The following is a 17,086-nucleotide window of genomic DNA, read 5'->3' on the forward strand; positions in this document are numbered from 1 at the left end:
TGTGGATAACCTATATTTTCATAGCGAATGCGTGCCTATCCACATGTGGATAGGTTGTTGATCAATGTGACTCACTTATTCACACTATTCAGCTAGTGAGATTTTAGTTGTTCGGTAATTTCATCAAGTTCTCTCTGTAATTGTTGGTCCGTGGCAATCATTTTAGAGATTTTTTCATGGGCATGGATGACTGTTGTATGATCTCTTCCTCCAAATTCCTCCCCGATCTTCGGTAAAGAAAAGTCTGTTAGTTCTCTTGATAGATACATAGCTATTTGACGTGGAAAGGCCACGGATTTCGTACGTTTCTTAGCAGGAAAATCTTCTAATCTTATATTATATTTCTCACCGACCATTTCTTGAATAGCTTCAATTGTAATGACTCGCGGCTTTGAGCTTGGAATGATATCTTTTAAAGCTTCTGCTGCTAACGAAGCGTTTATATCATGATTAATTAAGGATGAATAAGCGACAACGCGTATGAGTGCACCTTCAAGCTCACGGATGTTTGTATCGATTTGATTCGCAATATAAAGCATCACTTCGTTAGGAATATCAAGGCCTTCAGCTTTGGCTTTTTTCCTTAGAATAGCTATCCTTGTTTCAAGATCAGGAGGGGTGATATCCGTGATTAAGCCCCACTCAAACCTTGAACGCAGCCGATCTTCTAAAGTAGGGATCTCTTTAGGTGGACGGTCACTAGAGATCACAATTTGTTTACTTTCTTCATGAAGCGTATTAAATGTATGGAAAAATTCTTCCTGGGTTTGTTCTTTTCCAGCTAAGAATTGAATATCATCAATTAATAAAACGTCGACACTTCGGTATTTATTACGAAAGTTGACGGCTTTGTTGTCTCGAATTGAATTAATAAACTCATTTGTAAATTTCTCAGATGATAGATAGACAACCTTCGCATTGGGATTGTGATCCAGTACATAATGTCCAATCGCATGCATCAAGTGTGTTTTTCCAAGTCCTACGCCACCGTAGATGAACAAAGGGTTATAGGCTTTTGCCGGCGCCTCGGCTACAGCTAGTGAAGCGGCATGGGCGAATCTGTTTCCTGATCCAATAACAAATGTGTCAAAGGTATACTTGGAATTAAGCATGCTCTGGGTTGATTCATCATTTCCTGAATTTCTAACATCAGGTACTTTTTTATCTGCCAGCTTCACATCATCGAGACTATCATCTTTCGTCTCTGGAATAATGAATTTAGTAGATAATTGAGCTCCAGTTACTTCATGTAAAGTCTCGACGATCAGCCCTTCATACTGGTTTTCGAGCCAATCGCGTGCGAACTCATTTGGAGCTACAATCGTCAGGGTATTGTCGCTGAGAGAATCTGCTTTTGTGGCTTTCAACCAAGTTTCGAAGCTCGGTTTACTAATTTTTTCTTTCATTTTCTCTAACGTGTTATCCCATAATTCGTGTATATTCTCCAAGATTTCACCCCTTTCTTCCGTTTAAAGAAAACAAAAAAGCCTTCCGTTCTCTTTTTCGAACGACACCGAAAGATCGAAAGGCTATTGTACAATGTTTGTGTAATGTGTAAACGACTTTTCCTTCGTAAAAAGTGTGGATGCATTAATTCGTGTACCGTGCAGGATCATCCATGTTATTTTCATTATCCACAAGAGTGTTGATAAGTGTTTTAACAACTCTGTTAATAAATGTCCACACGTTATCCACAGTCTGTGTATAGTTTTTTCGGTCCATGAAATTAATTCACGCTTAAACACAAATATAATACCAGATAAAATCACTTCATGCAATGCTTTGGACAAACTTATCCACAAGCCCCACACCTTGTAGATAATATTCCTCCACAACACTAGATTTTGTGATTATCTTGTCGATATTTGTTGTGGATACTCTAATTTGGTCAAAAAAATTATACACAACCGGTGTGAATGTTCTCTAAATAAGTCTATTTTACGCACCTCTTATTGTTATGTAACAGCTTCTGTTATATAACTGTTGCTATTTCTTAACCTTAGAATTCTACTCATTTAGGATTGACATAAAAATAGCAATTGATTATAATTATCGGGACTGCCTTTTAGATGTATGTAATGTAATTGGAATTTTCCTCAGGAGGTGTATATATAATGAAACGCACATTTCAACCAAATAATCGTAAACGTAAGAAAGTACATGGCTTCCGCAGCCGCATGAGCACGAAGAATGGTCGCAGAGTTCTTGCTCGCCGCCGCAGCAAAGGAAGAAAAGTATTATCAGCATAGGCCACTGAATTCCTCAGTGGTCTTTTTTTCTAGTTAAAGTTTAGATGAGGGCGAGAGCGCTTTTCTTTACGAAGGGGCATAAGATCATGAAGAAAACTTACCGGATTAAAAAAAATAAAGAATTTCAACAAGTCTTTCACCATGGTCAGTCATTCGCAAATCGGCAGCTTGTCCTTTATTATTTAAAGAAAAAGGATCAGTCCCATTTTCGAATTGGTCTGTCGGTAAGTAAAAAAATTGGACATGCCGTTATGAGGAACCAGATTAAAAGATACTTAAGACAAGCCTTTCATGAGTTGGAGGATCAAATTCAATCCGATTACGACCTCGTTATTATTGCCAGAAAACCAACTCATCAAATGAGGTTTCATGAAATAAAAAGCAGCTTGACTCATGTTCTTCATAAATCCAGGCTGCTGAAGAAGAAGTCGCGAAACTGACATTTTTATATAGTCATTACCTATTAAAAAGTGCTACACTATCTTATAGTGAAAGTGAATGTATAAGGAGGAAGGACGTTGCGTAACAAATGGATAGCATTACTTGCGATGACAGGTGTGCTTACGTTCTTATCCGGGTGTACCGAAATTAATCAGGAAATCACCAAGGATAGTACAGGTTTTTGGAATGAATATATCGTTTATCCACTATCTCAAACACTACAATTTTTTGCAGATTCGACAAACGGAAGCTATGGATTGTCGATCATTATTGTAACGATCATTATTCGATTAGTATTACTTCCACTAAACGTAAAGCAGCTGAAAAGTTCAAAAGCAATGCAGGAAATACAACCTCAGCTTCAAGAATTACGCCAAAAATATAGTTCGAAAGACCAAAAAACTCAGCAGCAGCTTCAGCAGGAAACGATGCAGCTCTTCCAGAAAAATGGAGTGAACCCGCTGGCTGGTTGTTTACCAATCGTCGTGCAGATGCCGGTATTAATTGGGTTTTATCATGCGATTATGCGGACTGAGACTATTCAAACGCATGATTTCTTATGGCTGCAGCTAGGGACAGCAGATCCATTCTTAGCGATCTTGACAGCCGCCACGACATTCTTACAGCAAAAACTTATGATGGCCGGAGGAGCAGCGGCGCAGAACCCGCAGATGCAGATGATGCTTTATATCATGCCGTTAATGATCGGTACCTTTGCATTCTTCTTCCCATCAGCACTAGCGTTATACTGGATCGTCGGTAACATCGTTATGATCTTACAAACTTTATTTATTCGTAAGCCAATGATGAAAGATACGACGGGAGGCACGGCCAAGTGAAGCAGCTGACTGCTACTGGTACTACAGTTGAAGAAGCGGTCCAATCAGCACTAGAACAATTACAAACATCAAAGGACCAAGTAAATGTTGAAGTCATTGATGAAGGTAAAAAAGGGTTTTTTGGAGTATTTGGAACAAAGCCGGCGATCGTTAAAGTCGCTATTCAGAAGGATCCTGTGCAGGACGCTGAAACATTCATCTTAGAAGTAGCAGAACAAATGGGGGCCCCTGTTCAAGTAAAATCAGAGACAAGCGGGCGAGACATATTTATTGAAATGACAGGTGAGAAAATCGCCATGTTGATCGGTAAACGTGGACAAACTCTTAATTCACTGCAATATTTAGCTCAGTTAGCCGTCAATAGAGAAACGGATCAGTACTTTACGATCGTACTCGACGCAGAAAACTATCGAGAAAGACGTAAAGAAACGCTTGAAAACTTAGCTCATCGATTAGCTGATAAGGCGCTTCGGATCGGAGAAGCCGTAAAACTGGAACCAATGCCGTCCTATGAAAGAAAGATTATTCATGCGGCATTGCAAGATAACGATAAAGTAGAAACGGATTCTGCAGGAAATGACCCAAAACGTCATATTGTCATCCGTCCGGTTTAATAGAAATGCTTCTGTCAAAAATGGCAGAAGTATTTTTTATTGTTTTAGAAATTTATAAAATAATCCTCAAACCGATAGGTGTTTGGTTTAGGCATATATTATCTCCCAGAGCGCTTGCACCTATCTTAGTAAATTTTAATGGTATAGAAAGTTATCCCCATGTGGATAATTTTTCTTAAGTCTTCCCAAAACACCCCTTGATGTGATAATCTATTATGTTAGTGAGTTTAAAATTTAAGCAGTTCTTTACCTGCTTTTATCCCCTTGTGGATAAATATAGATGTTAAAAATTAAAGGAGGTGACCGCGTGTGGAAATGGATACGATAACGGCGATATCAACACCAATGGGAGAAGGAGCTATCGCTATCGTTCGATTAAGCGGTCCTGAGGCTGTACCCATTGCAGATACTCTATTTCGAGGAAAAGATTTAAATCAGGTGGATTCCCATACCATGCATTATGGAAAATTAATGGATCCACAAACAGATGAAATGGCCGAAGAAGTCATGGTTTCAATTATGAGGGCACCGAAAACTTTCACAAGAGAAGATGTTGTTGAGATCAACTGTCATGGCGGACTTGTGTCCGTTAATCGTGTATTAGAAATAGCATTAGCCAGCGGGGCCCGCTTAGCTGAGCCTGGAGAATTTACGAAACGCGCCTTCATGAACGGCCGAATCGACCTTTCCCAGGCGGAAGCCGTTATGGATCTGATCCGGGCGAAAACGGATCGAGCGATGAACGTTGCTTTAAAACAGATGGACGGAAGATTATCTCATTTGATTCAAGACCTTCGACAAAAGCTGCTTGAAACACTAGCCCACGTGGAGGTTAATATCGATTACCCTGAATATGATGATGTGGAAGAAATGTCGAATGACATGATGCGCGAGAAGACGAAGGAAGTTTTAGAAGAAGTAGACAACCTCCTGGAAACAGCTCGCCAGGGTAAAATTTTAAGAGAAGGACTCGGGACAGCTATCATTGGCAGGCCGAACGTTGGTAAATCTTCTCTTATGAATGCACTCGTCCATGAAAATAAAGCTATCGTAACGGAGGTTCCGGGAACAACGCGAGACGTGATTGAAGAATACGTTAACGTCCGCGGTGTGCCCCTCCGATTAATAGATACAGCCGGAATTCGTGAAACAGAAGATATTGTCGAACGAATCGGCGTGGAACGTTCCAGGCAAGTATTAAAAGAAGCCGACCTTATTCTTCTCGTGTTAAACTATGGAGATGAATTGACCGAAGAAGACCGGAAGCTTTTTGAAGCGGTTCATGACATGAATGTTATCGTTATCGTTAATAAAATGGACCTTGATCAGAAGCTGGATTTTGATGAAGTCAAAAGATTAGCAGCTGATCATGACGTTATATCGACAGCACTCATTCGTGAGGAAGGCATCGATCAACTCGAAAACGCCATCGCAAACACGTTCTTTGAAGGTGATTTGGATGCCGGCGATATGACATATGTATCCAATGTTCGCCACGTGCAATTGCTGAAGCAAGCCAGGCAGGCTTTAGAAGATGCGCAAAACGGTATGGATATGGGCGTTCCTATTGATGTCGTGCAGATTGATGTTACGAGAACATGGGAGCTGCTGGGAGAAATTATTGGAGATGCCGTTCACGAAAGTTTAATTGATCAACTGTTTTCACAGTTTTGCTTAGGGAAATAAAATAATAAAAGGAGAGACGACCAAAATGACTTACGATGCAGGGCATTATGATGTAATTGTAATTGGTGCCGGTCATGCTGGAGTGGAAGCCGGGCTTGCTGCTGCTAAACGCGGGGCAAAAACGCTTATGCTGACACTAAACTTAGATTTGGTTGCTTTTATGCCGTGTAACCCGTCCATTGGCGGACCGGCAAAAGGTGTTGTCGTCCGTGAAATCGACGCTTTAGGCGGTGCGATGGGCAAGGTAATAGATAAAACGCATATTCAAATGCGTCTTCTAAATACAAGAAAAGGACCAGCTGTACGTGCGCTTCGCGCGCAGGCAGATAAGCCTTTATATATTAAAGAAATGAAACGAGTATTGGAAAGCCAGGAGAACTTGACGCTTCGTCAAGGAATGGTGGAGAAACTGCTCGTGGAAGACGACCAGATTAAAGGGGTCGTTACGGAAACAAAAGCTGCGTACTACGCACCGACTGTTATCGTGACAACCGGTACTTTCATGCGCGGACGCGTCATCATTGGCGATCTTTCTTATGAAAGTGGACCAAACAACCAGCGTACCTCTGTATCTCTTTCAGAGCAGCTGGAGGAGCTTGGCATTGAAATGGTCCGTTTTAAAACAGGAACACCAATGCGTGTAAACAGCCGTACGATTGATTATTCTAAAACTGAAATTCAGCCGGGTGAAGAGGAGCCGCGTTTCTTTTCTTATGAAACGACGGACTTTATTACCGATCAGATTCCTTGCTGGCTGACGTATACCAACGAAGAAACGCATAAAATCATTAACGATAATCTTGGATTATCCGCCATGTACTCCGGAATGATTAAAGGGACAGGGCCGCGTTACTGCCCATCCATTGAAGATAAAATTGTACGCTTTAACGATAAACCGCGTCACCAGATCTTCCTTGAACCAGAAGGACGTGACACGGAAGAAGTATACGTTCAAGGACTTTCAACATCTCTGCCGGAATTTATACAGAAGCAGATGATGGAGACAGTACCTGGGTTAGAGAAAGCAGAAATCATGCGTGCAGGCTATGCGATTGAGTATGATTCAGTCGTACCGACGAAATTGTGGCCGACACTTGAAACGAAGCAAATCAGCGGGCTGTTTACAGCAGGGCAGATCAATGGAACCTCAGGCTATGAAGAAGCAGCGGGTCAAGGCTTAATGGCTGGAATTAACGCTGCAGCTAAAGCTCTTGATCTAGAGACGCTGATCTTAGATCGCTCCCAGGGCTATATCGGCGTCATGATCGACGACCTTGTTACAAAGGGAACGGATGAGCCGTATCGTTTGCTTACGTCTCGCGCTGAATTCCGTTTAATGCTTCGTCACGATAATGCAGATCTGCGCCTAACTGAAATTGGTCACCGTATCGGAACGATTTCAGATGAACGCTATGAACGCTTCCTTGAGAAAAAGCGTTTGATCGAAGAAGAGAAGAAACGTTTAGACAGCGTAATTTTAAAACCGACAGAAGACGTTCAAGCAGCGATTGAAGCATCAGGCGGAAGCCCGTTAAAAGAAGCGGTTCGTGCCATGGATCTTCTTCGTCGTCCTGAAATGAAATATGACGTAATCGCAAAGCTGACACCGAGTGAAGTACCTTTAAGCGATGACGTAGCTGAGCAAGTAGAAATTCAGGTCAAATACACGGGCTATATTAAAAAGGCGCTTGAACAGATTGAACGCATGCGTAAAATGGAAACAAAAACAATACCTGAAGATATTGATTACGATGATGTACACGGCTTAGCAACGGAAGCACGCGAGCGTTTAAAAGAAGTCCGCCCATTATCAGTCGGTCAGGCTTCTCGTGTGTCCGGTGTTAATCCTGCAGACGTTTCCATCCTGCTTGTCTATATTGAGCAAGGCAAAATTGCCCGCGTTTCCGGCGAATAAGGAAAGGATGACTCTATGGATACGAAAACCTTTCTAACAGCACTAAAAGAACAAGGAATTGAACTTAATGAGCAGCAGGAGAAACAATTTCAACACTATTTTAAGATCCTGGTGGAGTGGAATGAGAAGATGAATTTAACTGCGATCACAGATGAAGAAGGCGTGTATTTAAAACACTTCTACGATTCATTAACCGCAGCGTTTTATTATGATTTTACTCAGCCGCTTCGTATTTGTGATGTGGGAGCGGGGGCTGGTTTTCCCAGTATTCCATTAAAAATCGTTTTTCCTCACTTAAAAGTGACGATTGTCGATTCATTGAAGAAACGTATCACCTTTTTAAACCACTTAGCCCATGAATTAGGGCTGAAGGATGTCGCTTTTTATCACGATCGTGCAGAGAACTTCGGTAAAAATCCAAAGTTCCGTGAAGGCTACAATCTCGTGATGGGGCGTGCAGTTGCCCGCATGTCGGTACTAAGTGAACTTTGCTTACCTTTAACGGAAAAGGGCGGCGTCTTTATGGCGATGAAGGGGCCGAACTTAGAAGAAGAACTTCAGGATGCAAAGGTAGCGATTCAAACTGTAGGCGGTGAGTTAATCGATGTCCACACGTTTGAGCTTCCAGAGGAAGGCAGCGAGCGTAACATTGCGTTGATTGAAAAACGCCGGAAAACACCAAAAAAATACCCGCGTAAAGCGGGAACACCGAATAAAGCACCGATTGAATAAAAAGTAGGGGTGAAAGAGAGAAACTTAGTTCTTTCTTTCACCTCGTAGAGTAAACATTTCTTGTATTAGGAAGAGGAAAGGGTTTTAGGAAACGACTCCCTTTCCATGGGCGAATGGTGTGCCTCCTCAGGCTTTATCAGCCTTCCGGGGTCACACCTTATTCGTATCTCCCATAGGAGTGTCGCCGTTTCCTAAAACCTTTATCGATAAAAGAAACCAGTGGAAATATTGTAAAAGCCGTCTACTAATAAACCAGAGGCTTTTAGAGCGTCTGTTTTACAATGGCTCCAACGCCCATTCTTATAAAAAGTGATGGAAAAAGAGGAGACTCCCGCGGGACAAGCAGACAGGGAAAAACTCGTAGAAGCGACTCTATTTCCAGTTTCTTTTCTCCAGACAAAATGGAGATACTGTGTGCTCCTATATCTATCCAAGCTTTTACTACAGGTTGAAAACGCCCTGCTTTTTCTCAGAAAAGCAGGGCGTTTTTTATCGTACTATAATAATTTCAGTAATTCTTCGTTAAACTTAACTTTTTCATCATACACAAGACCATGGCCGCTTTCTTCAAATGTAATTAACTGACTGTCAGGGATTCCTTTCTGCAGCTCGAGCGCAAATTGATAGTCGCAAATTTCGTCCTTTTTCCCATGCATAAGTAAGACGGGCACTTTGATTTGATCAAGCTCTCCTCGTAAATCCTCGTCTCGCAGTGATTCCGCACAGCCGATTGTTGCGTGCGCAGCGGCCTGGAGTCCTAAACCGAGAAACCATTCCTGCAGCGCTTCTGATGTCGTGGTTTCATAAAAATTGCTGCCAAACTCTGTAAGGGCAGCTGGACGGTCCTGCTTAATTGCATCAATGAGACCAGTGACTTCTTCTTTTGGCATCCCGAAGTTGAATCCGTCTCTTTGCGTAAAGCTGGGCGCAGCCGCACCAATTAAGATCAATTTAGCTAATTCATCATTCGCGTATTTTGTCGCGTATCTTATGGAAATCGGACCTCCCATAGAGAATCCCGCTAAATAAAAATTTTTCAACTGCAAATATTCTACTACCACTTTGATATCATGGGCGAGCGTGTCGTAATCATAGCCAAAAGCCGGTTTGTCCGATTGACCGAACCCTCGTAGATCAATCCCGATAAAACGATAGCCTTTTTTCGGCAGTTCATTCATTTGATATTCAAACATTTGGTGATTGACGGGCCAGCCGTGAATAAACACTATGGGCTGACCTTCTCCAATATCTTGTACGAACAGTTCAACGTGGTGATCGACTTCTATTGAATGTGACATCCCATCAAACTCCTTTTATAAAATTCTTCCATATTAATCTTCCCTGCTTTAGGAATGATAAACTTTTATGTATTCTTAATGAAAAAGGAGGCAGGCTGTAATGGAAATTATCGTTATATCGGATACTCATTTGCCTAAAAAGAACAGGGGACTGCCTCCTGTTCTTAAAGATGAGATGAAAAAGGCGGACTTAGTTATTCATGCCGGGGATTGGCAGACGCCTGAAGTATATGAACAAATTAAGCAATTTGGCGATCTGGCGGGTGTATATGGAAATGTAGATGGAGACGAGATAAAAGCTCTCGTTCCAAGAAGAGAAATTTTACATGTGAAAGGTTTTACTATAGGAATTGTTCATGGGCATGGGGAAAAGAAGACAACAGAACAGCGGGTGATCGAAGAGTTTGCAGAGGAAGAAGTGGACGTGATTATTTTCGGTCATTCTCACCTTCCACTGCTTCGTTTCGTAAAAAAGACAATGCTGTTTAATCCTGGATCGGCTACAGATAAACGTCGTCTCCCTTATTATTCTTATGGCAAACTAACGATCGAGGAGGATATTTACGCTTCCCATCATTTTTATTCTTCTTTGCTTTGACAGCTGGGGCAGAAATAGCACCTTCTTGATGCAGCCCTGAATTTTACAATTTCTGTGCCGCATATTCGACAAGGTTCTCCTCCACGGTTAAATACCCAGTGACGATACTGCCAGCGTTTCTCGCCTTGAGCTTTTAAACGTTCCGCCAATTCAAGGTCGTTGGTAATACCTTTATGCTCATAGGAACGCCACATGAGTTCAATACTTGCCTTAGCGGCCTTTTCAAGCTGTACAGGAGTACAATCCATTGGTCTTATTTCTGGATGAATCCCTGCAACGAATAAAATCTCACTGCGTAAATAATTGCCGATTCCAGCGATAAAAGCCTGATCCAGCAAGAGAGCGGTCCATCTTCTTCGTCGGAACCGATCACTTTTAAAGCGGGCCGCCAGGGCATCAGCCGTGATCGGTTCGCTTAACAAGTCAGGTCCTATTTTTGCAATGAAAGGATGATGATCCACTTCATAGTTACGCAGCACTTCGATATCTGAAGCACTGTAAAGCAGTGCCGATTTATTTTCATTATGGATTGCTAAGCGTAACTGGCGGTTGGTCTTAGGATAATTGTAAGCATTGCGGACATACCATTTTCCGTACAGCTGATTGTGAGAGTATATGGTATAGTCATTCGTAAATTGAATGAGCATCGCTTTTCCTTTTGTATCAACTTTTGTTACTTTTTGTCCTTTAAGTACATCTTCATAATCCTGCAAGTGGGGAAAAGCAAAATGAAGATCAAGAACCGTTCGATCTTTTAAGGCTTTTTCAACTTGATCGGCTGCTTTTCTTATCTCTGGTCCTTCGGGCATAATATAGTTCTCCTTCACATCATTTCTTTTCCTGCTTCCCTAAACCTAATTACTTAATCGCGGTAATATCCCCTTTCTCCTTGATTATAAAAAGAAGGAACCCGTACGCTGAAGGTTCCTTCTTTGGTTCCATGTTAACTTGTCATAATCATTCCGCCGTTAATATGAATAAACTGGCCGGTGATATAAGTGGAATCATCAGAAGCGAGAAGAACGTAGCTTCCGACATGTTCAACCGGCTGACCAGGTCGTCCCATCGGCGTATTCGTTCCGAATTCCTCTACTTTATCTTCAGGGAATGTAGCCGGGATAAGCGGCGTCCAAATTGGCCCTGGCGCTACTCCATTGACACGAATCCCTTTCTCAACTAACTGTTCTGCCATTGAACGCGTAAATGCAACAACAGCGCCTTTCGTTGCTGTGTAATCGACTAACTGAGCATTTCCTTTATAAGGATTCACAGATGCCGTGTTAATAATTGCACTCCCGCTCTTCAAGTGAGGAAGAGCCGCTTTCGTTAAGTGGAACATGGAATAAATATTTGTTTTAAATGTACTTTCCAGTTGTTCTGTAGAGATGTTCAAAATATCTTCCGTTGGATGTTGTTCAGCTGCATTATTCACTAAAATATCCAAGCCGCCTAATTCATTCACGGTACGCTCGACGGCATCTCGACAGACGGATTCTTCCCCAACATCTCCGGGAATTAAAATCGCTCGTCTTCCTTCCGCTTCGACCTTTTCCTTCGTGTATTCTGCATCTTCGTGTTCGTCGAGATAAGAAATCGCTACATCGGCCCCTTCTTTGGCATAGCCAATAGCAACGGAACGGCCTATGCCGCTGTCTCCTCCCGTGATCAAAGCAATTTTATTAACAAGTTTATTTCCACTGCGATAATCATCATCAGCCTGCAGCGGCAGGGGATCCATCTTTGGCTCTACACCAGGCTGATTTTCTTGTTGTTGGCCCGGCTGTCCTTGTGTTTGTCGATTCATACGATCCATTTCTTATTCCTCCTTGATTCGATTCCTATTCTTTTACATTGATTCCACGTCATGCAAATCTCAAACTAAAACTTTTAATCAAAACATTATTTTAAAATAAAATAATTTAGTAATATTTGTAACAATGCTTTTTTGAATTCAGCTTAAACGCGCATTATACAAGGGTTTTTCAGGTTTCCTTCTTCGCCCTTTGTAATAATGCATGAATAATATCCCAAATTCTAAAAAAAGACGTGTGAGAAAGGTTTTTAAGTTTTTACATATGGGAACGTACCTTATGTAGGACGAGATTATGGTGACATAAAGGATGGTGGAATTTGACCCAAAATGGAAACGAGAACAACGAATCAAAAGGGATGTTGAGCAAAGTTGAAGGGGGTATGAAGAAAACAGCAAGAGCTGTAAAAAACCAATGGCCCCGCGTTTCTAGAGTTGTAAAAAAATCCGATGATCCAATTGAAGCCAAAGAACACGCTGAAGAAGAAGTAAAAGACGAAATGAGCGATCAAGTTCGTAAGCAGTTTAAAAAGCAGCTGCAATCGAAAGCTAATAAATTAACTGAAAACCTGCAAGAGAAGAAAGAAGAAAATGCAGAAAAAGTCCACGAAAAAGCTGAAGAAGCTCAAGATAAAATGCAGGAAAATTTATTAGAAGTTCGAGAAGGTTTAGCTTCATTTAAAGAATCCGGGGAACAACTGCAGGAAAAAATAGACGAGAATAAAAAGTTGAGTAAGTCTAATAGTAACAATAAGCTAAAAGGCGCACAGGACATTAAAGGCGTTTCTAACATCAAAGGGTACAATCAAGTCAAAGGTGCAAACGATATTAAAGGTGTATCTAATATTAAAAGTTACGATGAAGTGAAAGGCCCTAAAGATGTAAAAGGAATTGAAAATATAAAAACTTATTTTTAAAAAGGAGAGAGGAGAACAATTATGGCTATTCAAAAATCAACAGATAGTTCAAGCTTAGCAGAAGTAATTGACCGTATTCTAGATAAAGGGATTGTAATTGATGCATTTGTTCGAATTAACGTAGTGGGAATCGAACTTATTACTGTAGAGGCTCGTGTCGTAGTAGCGAGTGTGGACACATGGCTTCGTTATGCAGAAGCAGTTGGACTGCTTCGTGATGAGGTAGAAGAAGAAGGCCTGGGCGGACGCTTAGGTGATCAAGACTACTCCCAGTCAAATTCTCAGGAGAATGAGCGCGCACAATTTAACATTTAAAGGTAAAGGAGGGCTAGAGGAGAAGCTCTAGCCTTCTTCTTATCTATTTGGGAAGGTGATGGAATAACGTATGAAAATTATGGACAATGTCACGCAGTTTTTTAAAGAACATATTGCTCCGCCTCATAAGATCATCTCTGTTAAAAAACAAGAGGAAGATGAAGGGTGGAGAGTACTTGTAGAAGTTATTGAAGAACGAGAGTATATGCGGAGATACGCTCATGACGAAATGATCGGGCTGTATGAAGTGACGGTGGATAACGATAAAGAAGTAACAGAATTCAACCGGATCAGTCTTCGTTTCCGCAGTGATCTGGAAGAGCAGCAGGCTGAATAGAGCAGGGAGGGCAGAGAATGACGAGTTTAACAGGAAGCATTAAACCTCAATCACAGCAGGACGTCTACAACGATCCTTATTTTAAAAGTTTAATTAAACGATCCTTACGCTATCTTTCCACTGGCTATCCTGTTCATTTTACCGGACCTTCAGGGATTGGAAAAACCACCCTTGCTCTCCATATCGCAAAACAGCGGAAAAGACCAGTCCTTCTCATAAACGGAAACAAGGATTTATCGAATGAGGATCTCATTGGGGCGTATACCGGTTATAGACGGAAAAAACTCAATGATAATTTTGTTCGCACCGTTCATAAGATAGAGGAAAATATTTCAGAGGAATGGGTCAATGGACGTCTGTATGAAGCGGTTAAGGAAGGATATACCGTTGTTTATGACGAGTTTACCCGGTCTCAGCCAGAAACCAATAATTTATTTTTATCGATCTTAGAGGAAAAGATTCTCCCGCTGTATGGAACAAAACGTACAGAATCATTTATTGATGTTCACCCGGATTTCTCCATCATCTTTACGAGTAACCCGGCGGAGTATGCGGGGGTCTATCAGTCTCAAGACGCATTGTTAGATCGAATGGTAACGTTGCCAGTGGAATATATGGATGAGGAAGCGGAGACCGCCATTGTCACGAAGAAAACAAAAATCAGCGAGAAGAAAGCTTCGGCCATCGTAGGTTTTGTTAATCGCGTCAGAGGTTTATGTGAAAATGACGTGGCAAGCTTAAGCTTACGCTCCTCCATTATGATAGCTCAAGTCGTAGAGCGCTATAATATTAAAGTTAAAGGGGATAATCCTGAGTTTCAGGACGTCTGCCTGGATATTACTTTATTTCCTTTACGGGCATGTTCAGACGAATCATTTGAAGAGTTAAAAGAGAAAATTTTAGAGGAATGCAAGGAAGTATAGGGGGAGCTAAAGTGGAACAAGAAACCGGTATTTATATCTTTTGCAGTATTCAAACGAATGAGAAGAAAGAATTTGGCACGATTCATTTTGAAGGAGAAGATCGTCAGACATTTACGATTCATTATCAAGATGCGGCCATGGTCGCTGCAGAAGTACCGATGAAAATTTACCATCCTAATAAAGACAATCTTATGCTTCACCAGCAGGTCATATCTAATGTAATGGCTAATGAAGATACTGTAGTACCTATCAGCTTTGGAAATGTGTTTCAATCAGAAGAAGATGTAGAAGTACTTCTGAAGAATCTTTATCCACAGTTATCAAAATTGTTCCCGCAGATCAAAGGGAAGATTGAAGTTGGCTTAAAAGTCGTTGGAAAGAAAGAATGGTTGGAAAGCCAAATCTCTAAAAACTCTAAAGTCATGGAACAAAAAAGCACAGTAGCGAAGAAATCGGAAGACGCCGGTTATTTCGACCGCATGAAGCTGGGTGAAATGGCGCAGAAGTTCTTTCAATCGTTACAGAAAGAAATCGAACAGGATATTCATGAACCTTTAGTTAAACTTTCAGCTTCTGCTAAAGCGAATGATCCGATAGGTGAGAAGATGCTGCTTAACGGCTCTTACCTGATCGATCGAAGTAAAGAGGAGCAGTTTGATAGTAAGGTGAACGAACTTCACGATAAATGGCAGGATAAAGTCGACTTTAAGTACACAGGCCCTTGGCCGGCTTATAACTTTATTAATATTAAATTAAAAGTGGAGGAGAGCACATGATACAGAAACTATTCACTTTTCCGATTGACATGATTGTGAAAATTGGTGAGCACGTCAAGGAAGAAGTGGATAAGGAATATTATGACCTGGAACACATCCAGCAAAAGTTAATCCATCTTCAAATGATGTACGAGCTGGATGAAGTATCAGAGGAAGTCTATAAGAAGCAGGAAGAAGAACTGCTTATGAGATATGAAACAGCTAAGAAACTTGAAATGGAGCAGTGGGAAGAACTAACGAAGCGGTAAACAGGGGAGACTTATACGATGAGTCAATTATTTTATTTATATGGAATTATTTCAACAACTACAGACAACCAGAACCTCTTCTCAAGTTATCAAGGCATCGATAATCAACATGAGCTTGAAGTAAAAGAATATGGTGATCTATCCGCTGTGTTCTGTTATGTCGACGAAGAAGAATTTGGAGAAGAGATCCTCAAAGAAAAAACCAATCAGATGGAATGGGTGCAGGAAAAAGCGTTCCATCATCACGAGATGCTGATTAAGCTGCGTGAAAAAGCAACGATTATTCCGATGAAATTCTGCACCATTTATAAAACAGAACAAAATCTTCACAGCATGATTGATTCCTACCATCAACAGATGAAGGATCTCCTTCAACAGCTGGATGGCAAGGAAGAATGGAATTTGAAAATATATTGTGATCGCGACAAACTTACTGAAAATGTGGGTGATCATAATTTAAATATAAAAAAGAAAAAAGAAGAAATTGCACAGATGTCGAAAGGCCGGCAATATTTAGAATCACGAAAGTTAGACCAATATATCCAGCAGGAAGTGGAAAAGGAGCAGGAACAGTTTTCTTCCAAGATCCATGATCAACTCACGCAATACAGCGTGGATGACACCGTTAAGAAAAATTGGAATCGTGATGTGACAGGAAGAGATGAAGAAATGTGCTGGAACAGTGCTTATCTCGTCCCCATTGAAAAGGTGGAGAGCTTCTTAGCCTTAGTAACAGAGGCTAAAAAAACCCATCAGGAGGAAGGGTGGATTTTTGAAGCAACGGGTCCATGGCCGGCTTATCATTTTGCAAATTTATAAAAAAGCGAGGCGTCAGCAATGTCACATAGAGAGACCTATGAAAACAAAGAAATAGGATTGATCGATATTCTGGATACCGTTTTGGATAAAGGTGTCGCCATTAAGGGAGACATCATTATCTCGATTGCAGGGATCGATTTAGTGTATCTCGATTTACGTGTGCTCATTTCTGCTGTTGAGACGCTCGTACAGTCGAACATGGATTCACAGAAATTATCATCTGAACGATTCGATCAAGAGAAGGAGGAGTTAACCTATGCCACAGAGCGATCTTAAACATCAACCGCCTCAAAGCGGGCGGATTAACTTAGATCCAGAAGGGGCAGAGCAGGGACTAGCTCAGCTCGTTTTAACGGTGATTGAGTTGTTAAGGCAGCTGGTGGAACGTCATGCCATACGCCGTGTTGATGGTGGAACCCTTACAGAGGAAGAAATCGAGAATCTTGGAGTTGCACTCATGAATTTAGAAATAAAAATGGATGAGTTAAAAGACATCTTTGAATTAAAAGATGAAGATTTAAATATAGATCTAGGTCCACTCGGAAATCTGCTATAAGAAAGGAGAGTGA

The 17,086-nt window shown here is 41.2% G+C and carries 21 protein-coding genes; 17 read left to right on the forward strand and 4 right to left on the reverse strand.

Annotation, left to right across the window (positions count from 1 at the left end; translation table 11 throughout):
* Positions 1–92: 92 nt before the first annotated feature.
* On the reverse strand, positions 93–1,448 hold the full coding sequence (dnaA, locus tag ACGTNH_RS00225; RefSeq protein WP_394584168.1) for a chromosomal replication initiator protein DnaA: 1,356 nt from the start codon (positions 1,446–1,448) through the stop codon (positions 93–95).
* A 666-nt stretch (positions 1,449–2,114) separates the two neighbouring features.
* Between dnaA and rpmH the strand changes: the two genes are divergently transcribed.
* The 7 genes from rpmH to rsmG all read left to right on the forward strand — a co-directional run bounded on the left by rpmH (position 2,115) and on the right by rsmG (position 8,476).
* Entirely contained in the window at positions 2,115–2,249 is a 135-nt protein-coding gene (rpmH, locus tag ACGTNH_RS00230) for a 50S ribosomal protein L34 (RefSeq protein ID WP_188376886.1), read from the forward strand.
* Positions 2,250–2,335: 86 nt separating this feature from the next.
* Positions 2,336–2,689 carry a ribonuclease P protein component gene (rnpA, locus tag ACGTNH_RS00235; RefSeq protein WP_394584171.1) on the forward strand — a complete coding sequence of 118 codons (354 nt, stop codon included), beginning with the start codon at positions 2,336–2,338 and terminating at the stop codon, positions 2,687–2,689.
* 78 nt (positions 2,690–2,767) lie between these two features.
* Positions 2,768–3,529 carry a YidC family membrane integrase SpoIIIJ gene (gene spoIIIJ / locus ACGTNH_RS00240; RefSeq protein WP_394584173.1) on the forward strand — a complete coding sequence of 254 codons (762 nt, stop codon included), beginning with the start codon at positions 2,768–2,770 and terminating at the stop codon, positions 3,527–3,529.
* Entirely contained in the window at positions 3,526–4,143 is a 618-nt protein-coding gene (gene jag, locus ACGTNH_RS00245; RefSeq protein WP_394584175.1) for an RNA-binding cell elongation regulator Jag/EloR, read from the forward strand. The genes spoIIIJ and jag overlap by 4 nt, the downstream gene beginning before the upstream one ends.
* A 309-nt stretch (positions 4,144–4,452) precedes the next feature.
* Positions 4,453–5,829, forward strand: coding sequence for a tRNA uridine-5-carboxymethylaminomethyl(34) synthesis GTPase MnmE (mnmE, locus tag ACGTNH_RS00250; protein ID WP_394584177.1), 1,377 nt, complete (start codon positions 4,453–4,455; stop codon positions 5,827–5,829).
* 25 nt (positions 5,830–5,854) lie between these two features.
* A complete protein-coding gene (gene mnmG, locus ACGTNH_RS00255; protein WP_394584179.1) occupies positions 5,855–7,744 on the forward strand; it encodes a tRNA uridine-5-carboxymethylaminomethyl(34) synthesis enzyme MnmG in 1,890 nt (629 codons plus the stop codon).
* Positions 7,745–7,759: 15 nt separating this feature from the next.
* Complete coding sequence (gene rsmG, locus ACGTNH_RS00260) at positions 7,760–8,476, forward strand: 16S rRNA (guanine(527)-N(7))-methyltransferase RsmG (RefSeq protein WP_394584181.1); 717 nt, start codon at positions 7,760–7,762, stop codon at positions 8,474–8,476.
* 497 nt (positions 8,477–8,973) lie between these two features.
* On the opposite strand, the gene ACGTNH_RS00265 is transcribed toward rsmG, so the two are convergent.
* The gene (locus ACGTNH_RS00265) at positions 8,974–9,774 is read right to left on the reverse strand and encodes an alpha/beta fold hydrolase (protein ID WP_394584183.1); all 801 of its coding nucleotides are present in this window, start codon (positions 9,772–9,774) and stop codon (positions 8,974–8,976) included.
* Positions 9,775–9,874: 100 nt separating this feature from the next.
* On the opposite strand from ACGTNH_RS00265, the gene ACGTNH_RS00270 reads away from it, so the two are divergent.
* Complete coding sequence (locus ACGTNH_RS00270; protein ID WP_394584184.1) at positions 9,875–10,372, forward strand: metallophosphoesterase family protein; 498 nt, start codon at positions 9,875–9,877, stop codon at positions 10,370–10,372.
* On the opposite strand, the gene nei is transcribed toward ACGTNH_RS00270, so the two are convergent.
* Both nei and ACGTNH_RS00280 read right to left on the reverse strand, forming a co-directional pair.
* Positions 10,354–11,181, reverse strand: a complete 828-nt coding sequence (gene nei, locus ACGTNH_RS00275; RefSeq protein ID WP_394584186.1) for an endonuclease VIII — start codon at positions 11,179–11,181, stop codon at positions 10,354–10,356. The two genes, ACGTNH_RS00270 and nei, sit on opposite strands and share 19 nt — an antisense overlap.
* Before the next feature lie 134 nt (positions 11,182–11,315).
* Entirely contained in the window at positions 11,316–12,185 is an 870-nt protein-coding gene (locus ACGTNH_RS00280) for an SDR family oxidoreductase (protein ID WP_394584188.1), read from the reverse strand.
* Between the two features lie 317 nt (positions 12,186–12,502).
* Here ACGTNH_RS00280 and gvpQ point away from each other — a divergent pair, with 317 nt between their 5' ends.
* The 9 genes from gvpQ (at position 12,503) to ACGTNH_RS00325 (ending at position 17,073) form a co-directional block, all read left to right on the forward strand.
* On the forward strand, positions 12,503–13,099 hold the full coding sequence (gene gvpQ / locus ACGTNH_RS00285; RefSeq protein ID WP_394584190.1) for a gas vesicle protein GvpQ: 597 nt from the start codon (positions 12,503–12,505) through the stop codon (positions 13,097–13,099).
* A gap of 21 nt (positions 13,100–13,120) precedes the next feature.
* Positions 13,121–13,414, forward strand: a complete 294-nt coding sequence (gvpA, locus tag ACGTNH_RS00290) for a gas vesicle structural protein GvpA (protein WP_394584192.1) — start codon at positions 13,121–13,123, stop codon at positions 13,412–13,414.
* Positions 13,415–13,484: 70 nt separating this feature from the next.
* Positions 13,485–13,751, forward strand: coding sequence for a gas vesicle protein GvpO (gvpO, locus tag ACGTNH_RS00295; RefSeq protein ID WP_394584194.1), 267 nt, complete (start codon positions 13,485–13,487; stop codon positions 13,749–13,751).
* 17 nt (positions 13,752–13,768) lie between these two features.
* Positions 13,769–14,674, forward strand: a complete 906-nt coding sequence (gene gvpN, locus ACGTNH_RS00300) for a gas vesicle protein GvpN (protein WP_394584196.1) — start codon at positions 13,769–13,771, stop codon at positions 14,672–14,674.
* Positions 14,659–15,450, forward strand: coding sequence for a GvpL/GvpF family gas vesicle protein (locus tag ACGTNH_RS00305; RefSeq protein WP_394584198.1), 792 nt, complete (start codon positions 14,659–14,661; stop codon positions 15,448–15,450). The genes gvpN and ACGTNH_RS00305 overlap by 16 nt, the downstream gene beginning before the upstream one ends.
* Positions 15,447–15,698, forward strand: coding sequence for a gas vesicle protein GvpG (locus ACGTNH_RS00310; RefSeq protein ID WP_188376902.1), 252 nt, complete (start codon positions 15,447–15,449; stop codon positions 15,696–15,698). Before ACGTNH_RS00305 ends, ACGTNH_RS00310 begins: the two co-directional genes overlap by 4 nt.
* 18 nt (positions 15,699–15,716) lie before the next feature.
* Positions 15,717–16,517, forward strand: coding sequence for a GvpL/GvpF family gas vesicle protein (locus tag ACGTNH_RS00315; protein WP_394584201.1), 801 nt, complete (start codon positions 15,717–15,719; stop codon positions 16,515–16,517).
* 18 nt (positions 16,518–16,535) lie between these two features.
* Positions 16,536–16,793: a gas vesicle protein gene (locus tag ACGTNH_RS00320; RefSeq protein ID WP_188376904.1), complete on the forward strand. Its 258-nt coding sequence runs from the start codon at positions 16,536–16,538 to the stop codon at positions 16,791–16,793.
* On the forward strand, positions 16,774–17,073 hold the full coding sequence (locus tag ACGTNH_RS00325) for a gas vesicle protein K (protein WP_394584203.1): 300 nt from the start codon (positions 16,774–16,776) through the stop codon (positions 17,071–17,073). The genes ACGTNH_RS00320 and ACGTNH_RS00325 overlap by 20 nt, the downstream gene beginning before the upstream one ends.
* The last annotated feature ends 13 nt before the right edge of the window (positions 17,074–17,086 follow it).

It is taken from the genome of Halobacillus sp. B23F22_1 (genome assembly GCF_043497005.1).
In the GTDB taxonomy this organism is placed as follows: domain Bacteria; phylum Bacillota; class Bacilli; order Bacillales; family Halobacillaceae; genus Halobacillus_A.

What these genes read in the sequence shown, in the direction of transcription:
- rpmH (WP_188376886.1), top strand. Translation starts at nt 2,115, where the DNA reads ATGAAACGCACATTTCAACCAAATAATCGTAAACGTAAGAAAGTACAT.
- rnpA (WP_394584171.1), top strand. Translation starts at nt 2,336, where the DNA reads ATGAAGAAAACTTACCGGATTAAAAAAAATAAAGAATTTCAACAAGTC.
- mnmG (WP_394584179.1), top strand. Translation starts at nt 5,855, where the DNA reads ATGACTTACGATGCAGGGCATTATGATGTAATTGTAATTGGTGCCGGT.
- rsmG (WP_394584181.1), top strand. Translation starts at nt 7,760, where the DNA reads ATGGATACGAAAACCTTTCTAACAGCACTAAAAGAACAAGGAATTGAA.
- ACGTNH_RS00265 (WP_394584183.1), bottom strand. Translation starts at nt 9,774, where the DNA reads ATGTCACATTCAATAGAAGTCGATCACCACGTTGAACTGTTCGTACAA.
- ACGTNH_RS00270 (WP_394584184.1), top strand. Translation starts at nt 9,875, where the DNA reads ATGGAAATTATCGTTATATCGGATACTCATTTGCCTAAAAAGAACAGG.
- nei (WP_394584186.1), bottom strand. Translation starts at nt 11,181, where the DNA reads ATGCCCGAAGGACCAGAGATAAGAAAAGCAGCCGATCAAGTTGAAAAA.
- ACGTNH_RS00280 (WP_394584188.1), bottom strand. Translation starts at nt 12,185, where the DNA reads ATGGATCGTATGAATCGACAAACACAAGGACAGCCGGGCCAACAACAA.
- gvpA (WP_394584192.1), top strand. Translation starts at nt 13,121, where the DNA reads ATGGCTATTCAAAAATCAACAGATAGTTCAAGCTTAGCAGAAGTAATT.
- gvpO (WP_394584194.1), top strand. Translation starts at nt 13,485, where the DNA reads ATGAAAATTATGGACAATGTCACGCAGTTTTTTAAAGAACATATTGCT.
- gvpN (WP_394584196.1), top strand. Translation starts at nt 13,769, where the DNA reads ATGACGAGTTTAACAGGAAGCATTAAACCTCAATCACAGCAGGACGTC.
- ACGTNH_RS00305 (WP_394584198.1), top strand. Translation starts at nt 14,659, where the DNA reads ATGCAAGGAAGTATAGGGGGAGCTAAAGTGGAACAAGAAACCGGTATT.
- ACGTNH_RS00310 (WP_188376902.1), top strand. Translation starts at nt 15,447, where the DNA reads ATGATACAGAAACTATTCACTTTTCCGATTGACATGATTGTGAAAATT.
- ACGTNH_RS00315 (WP_394584201.1), top strand. Translation starts at nt 15,717, where the DNA reads ATGAGTCAATTATTTTATTTATATGGAATTATTTCAACAACTACAGAC.
- ACGTNH_RS00320 (WP_188376904.1), top strand. Translation starts at nt 16,536, where the DNA reads ATGTCACATAGAGAGACCTATGAAAACAAAGAAATAGGATTGATCGAT.
- ACGTNH_RS00325 (WP_394584203.1), top strand. Translation starts at nt 16,774, where the DNA reads ATGCCACAGAGCGATCTTAAACATCAACCGCCTCAAAGCGGGCGGATT.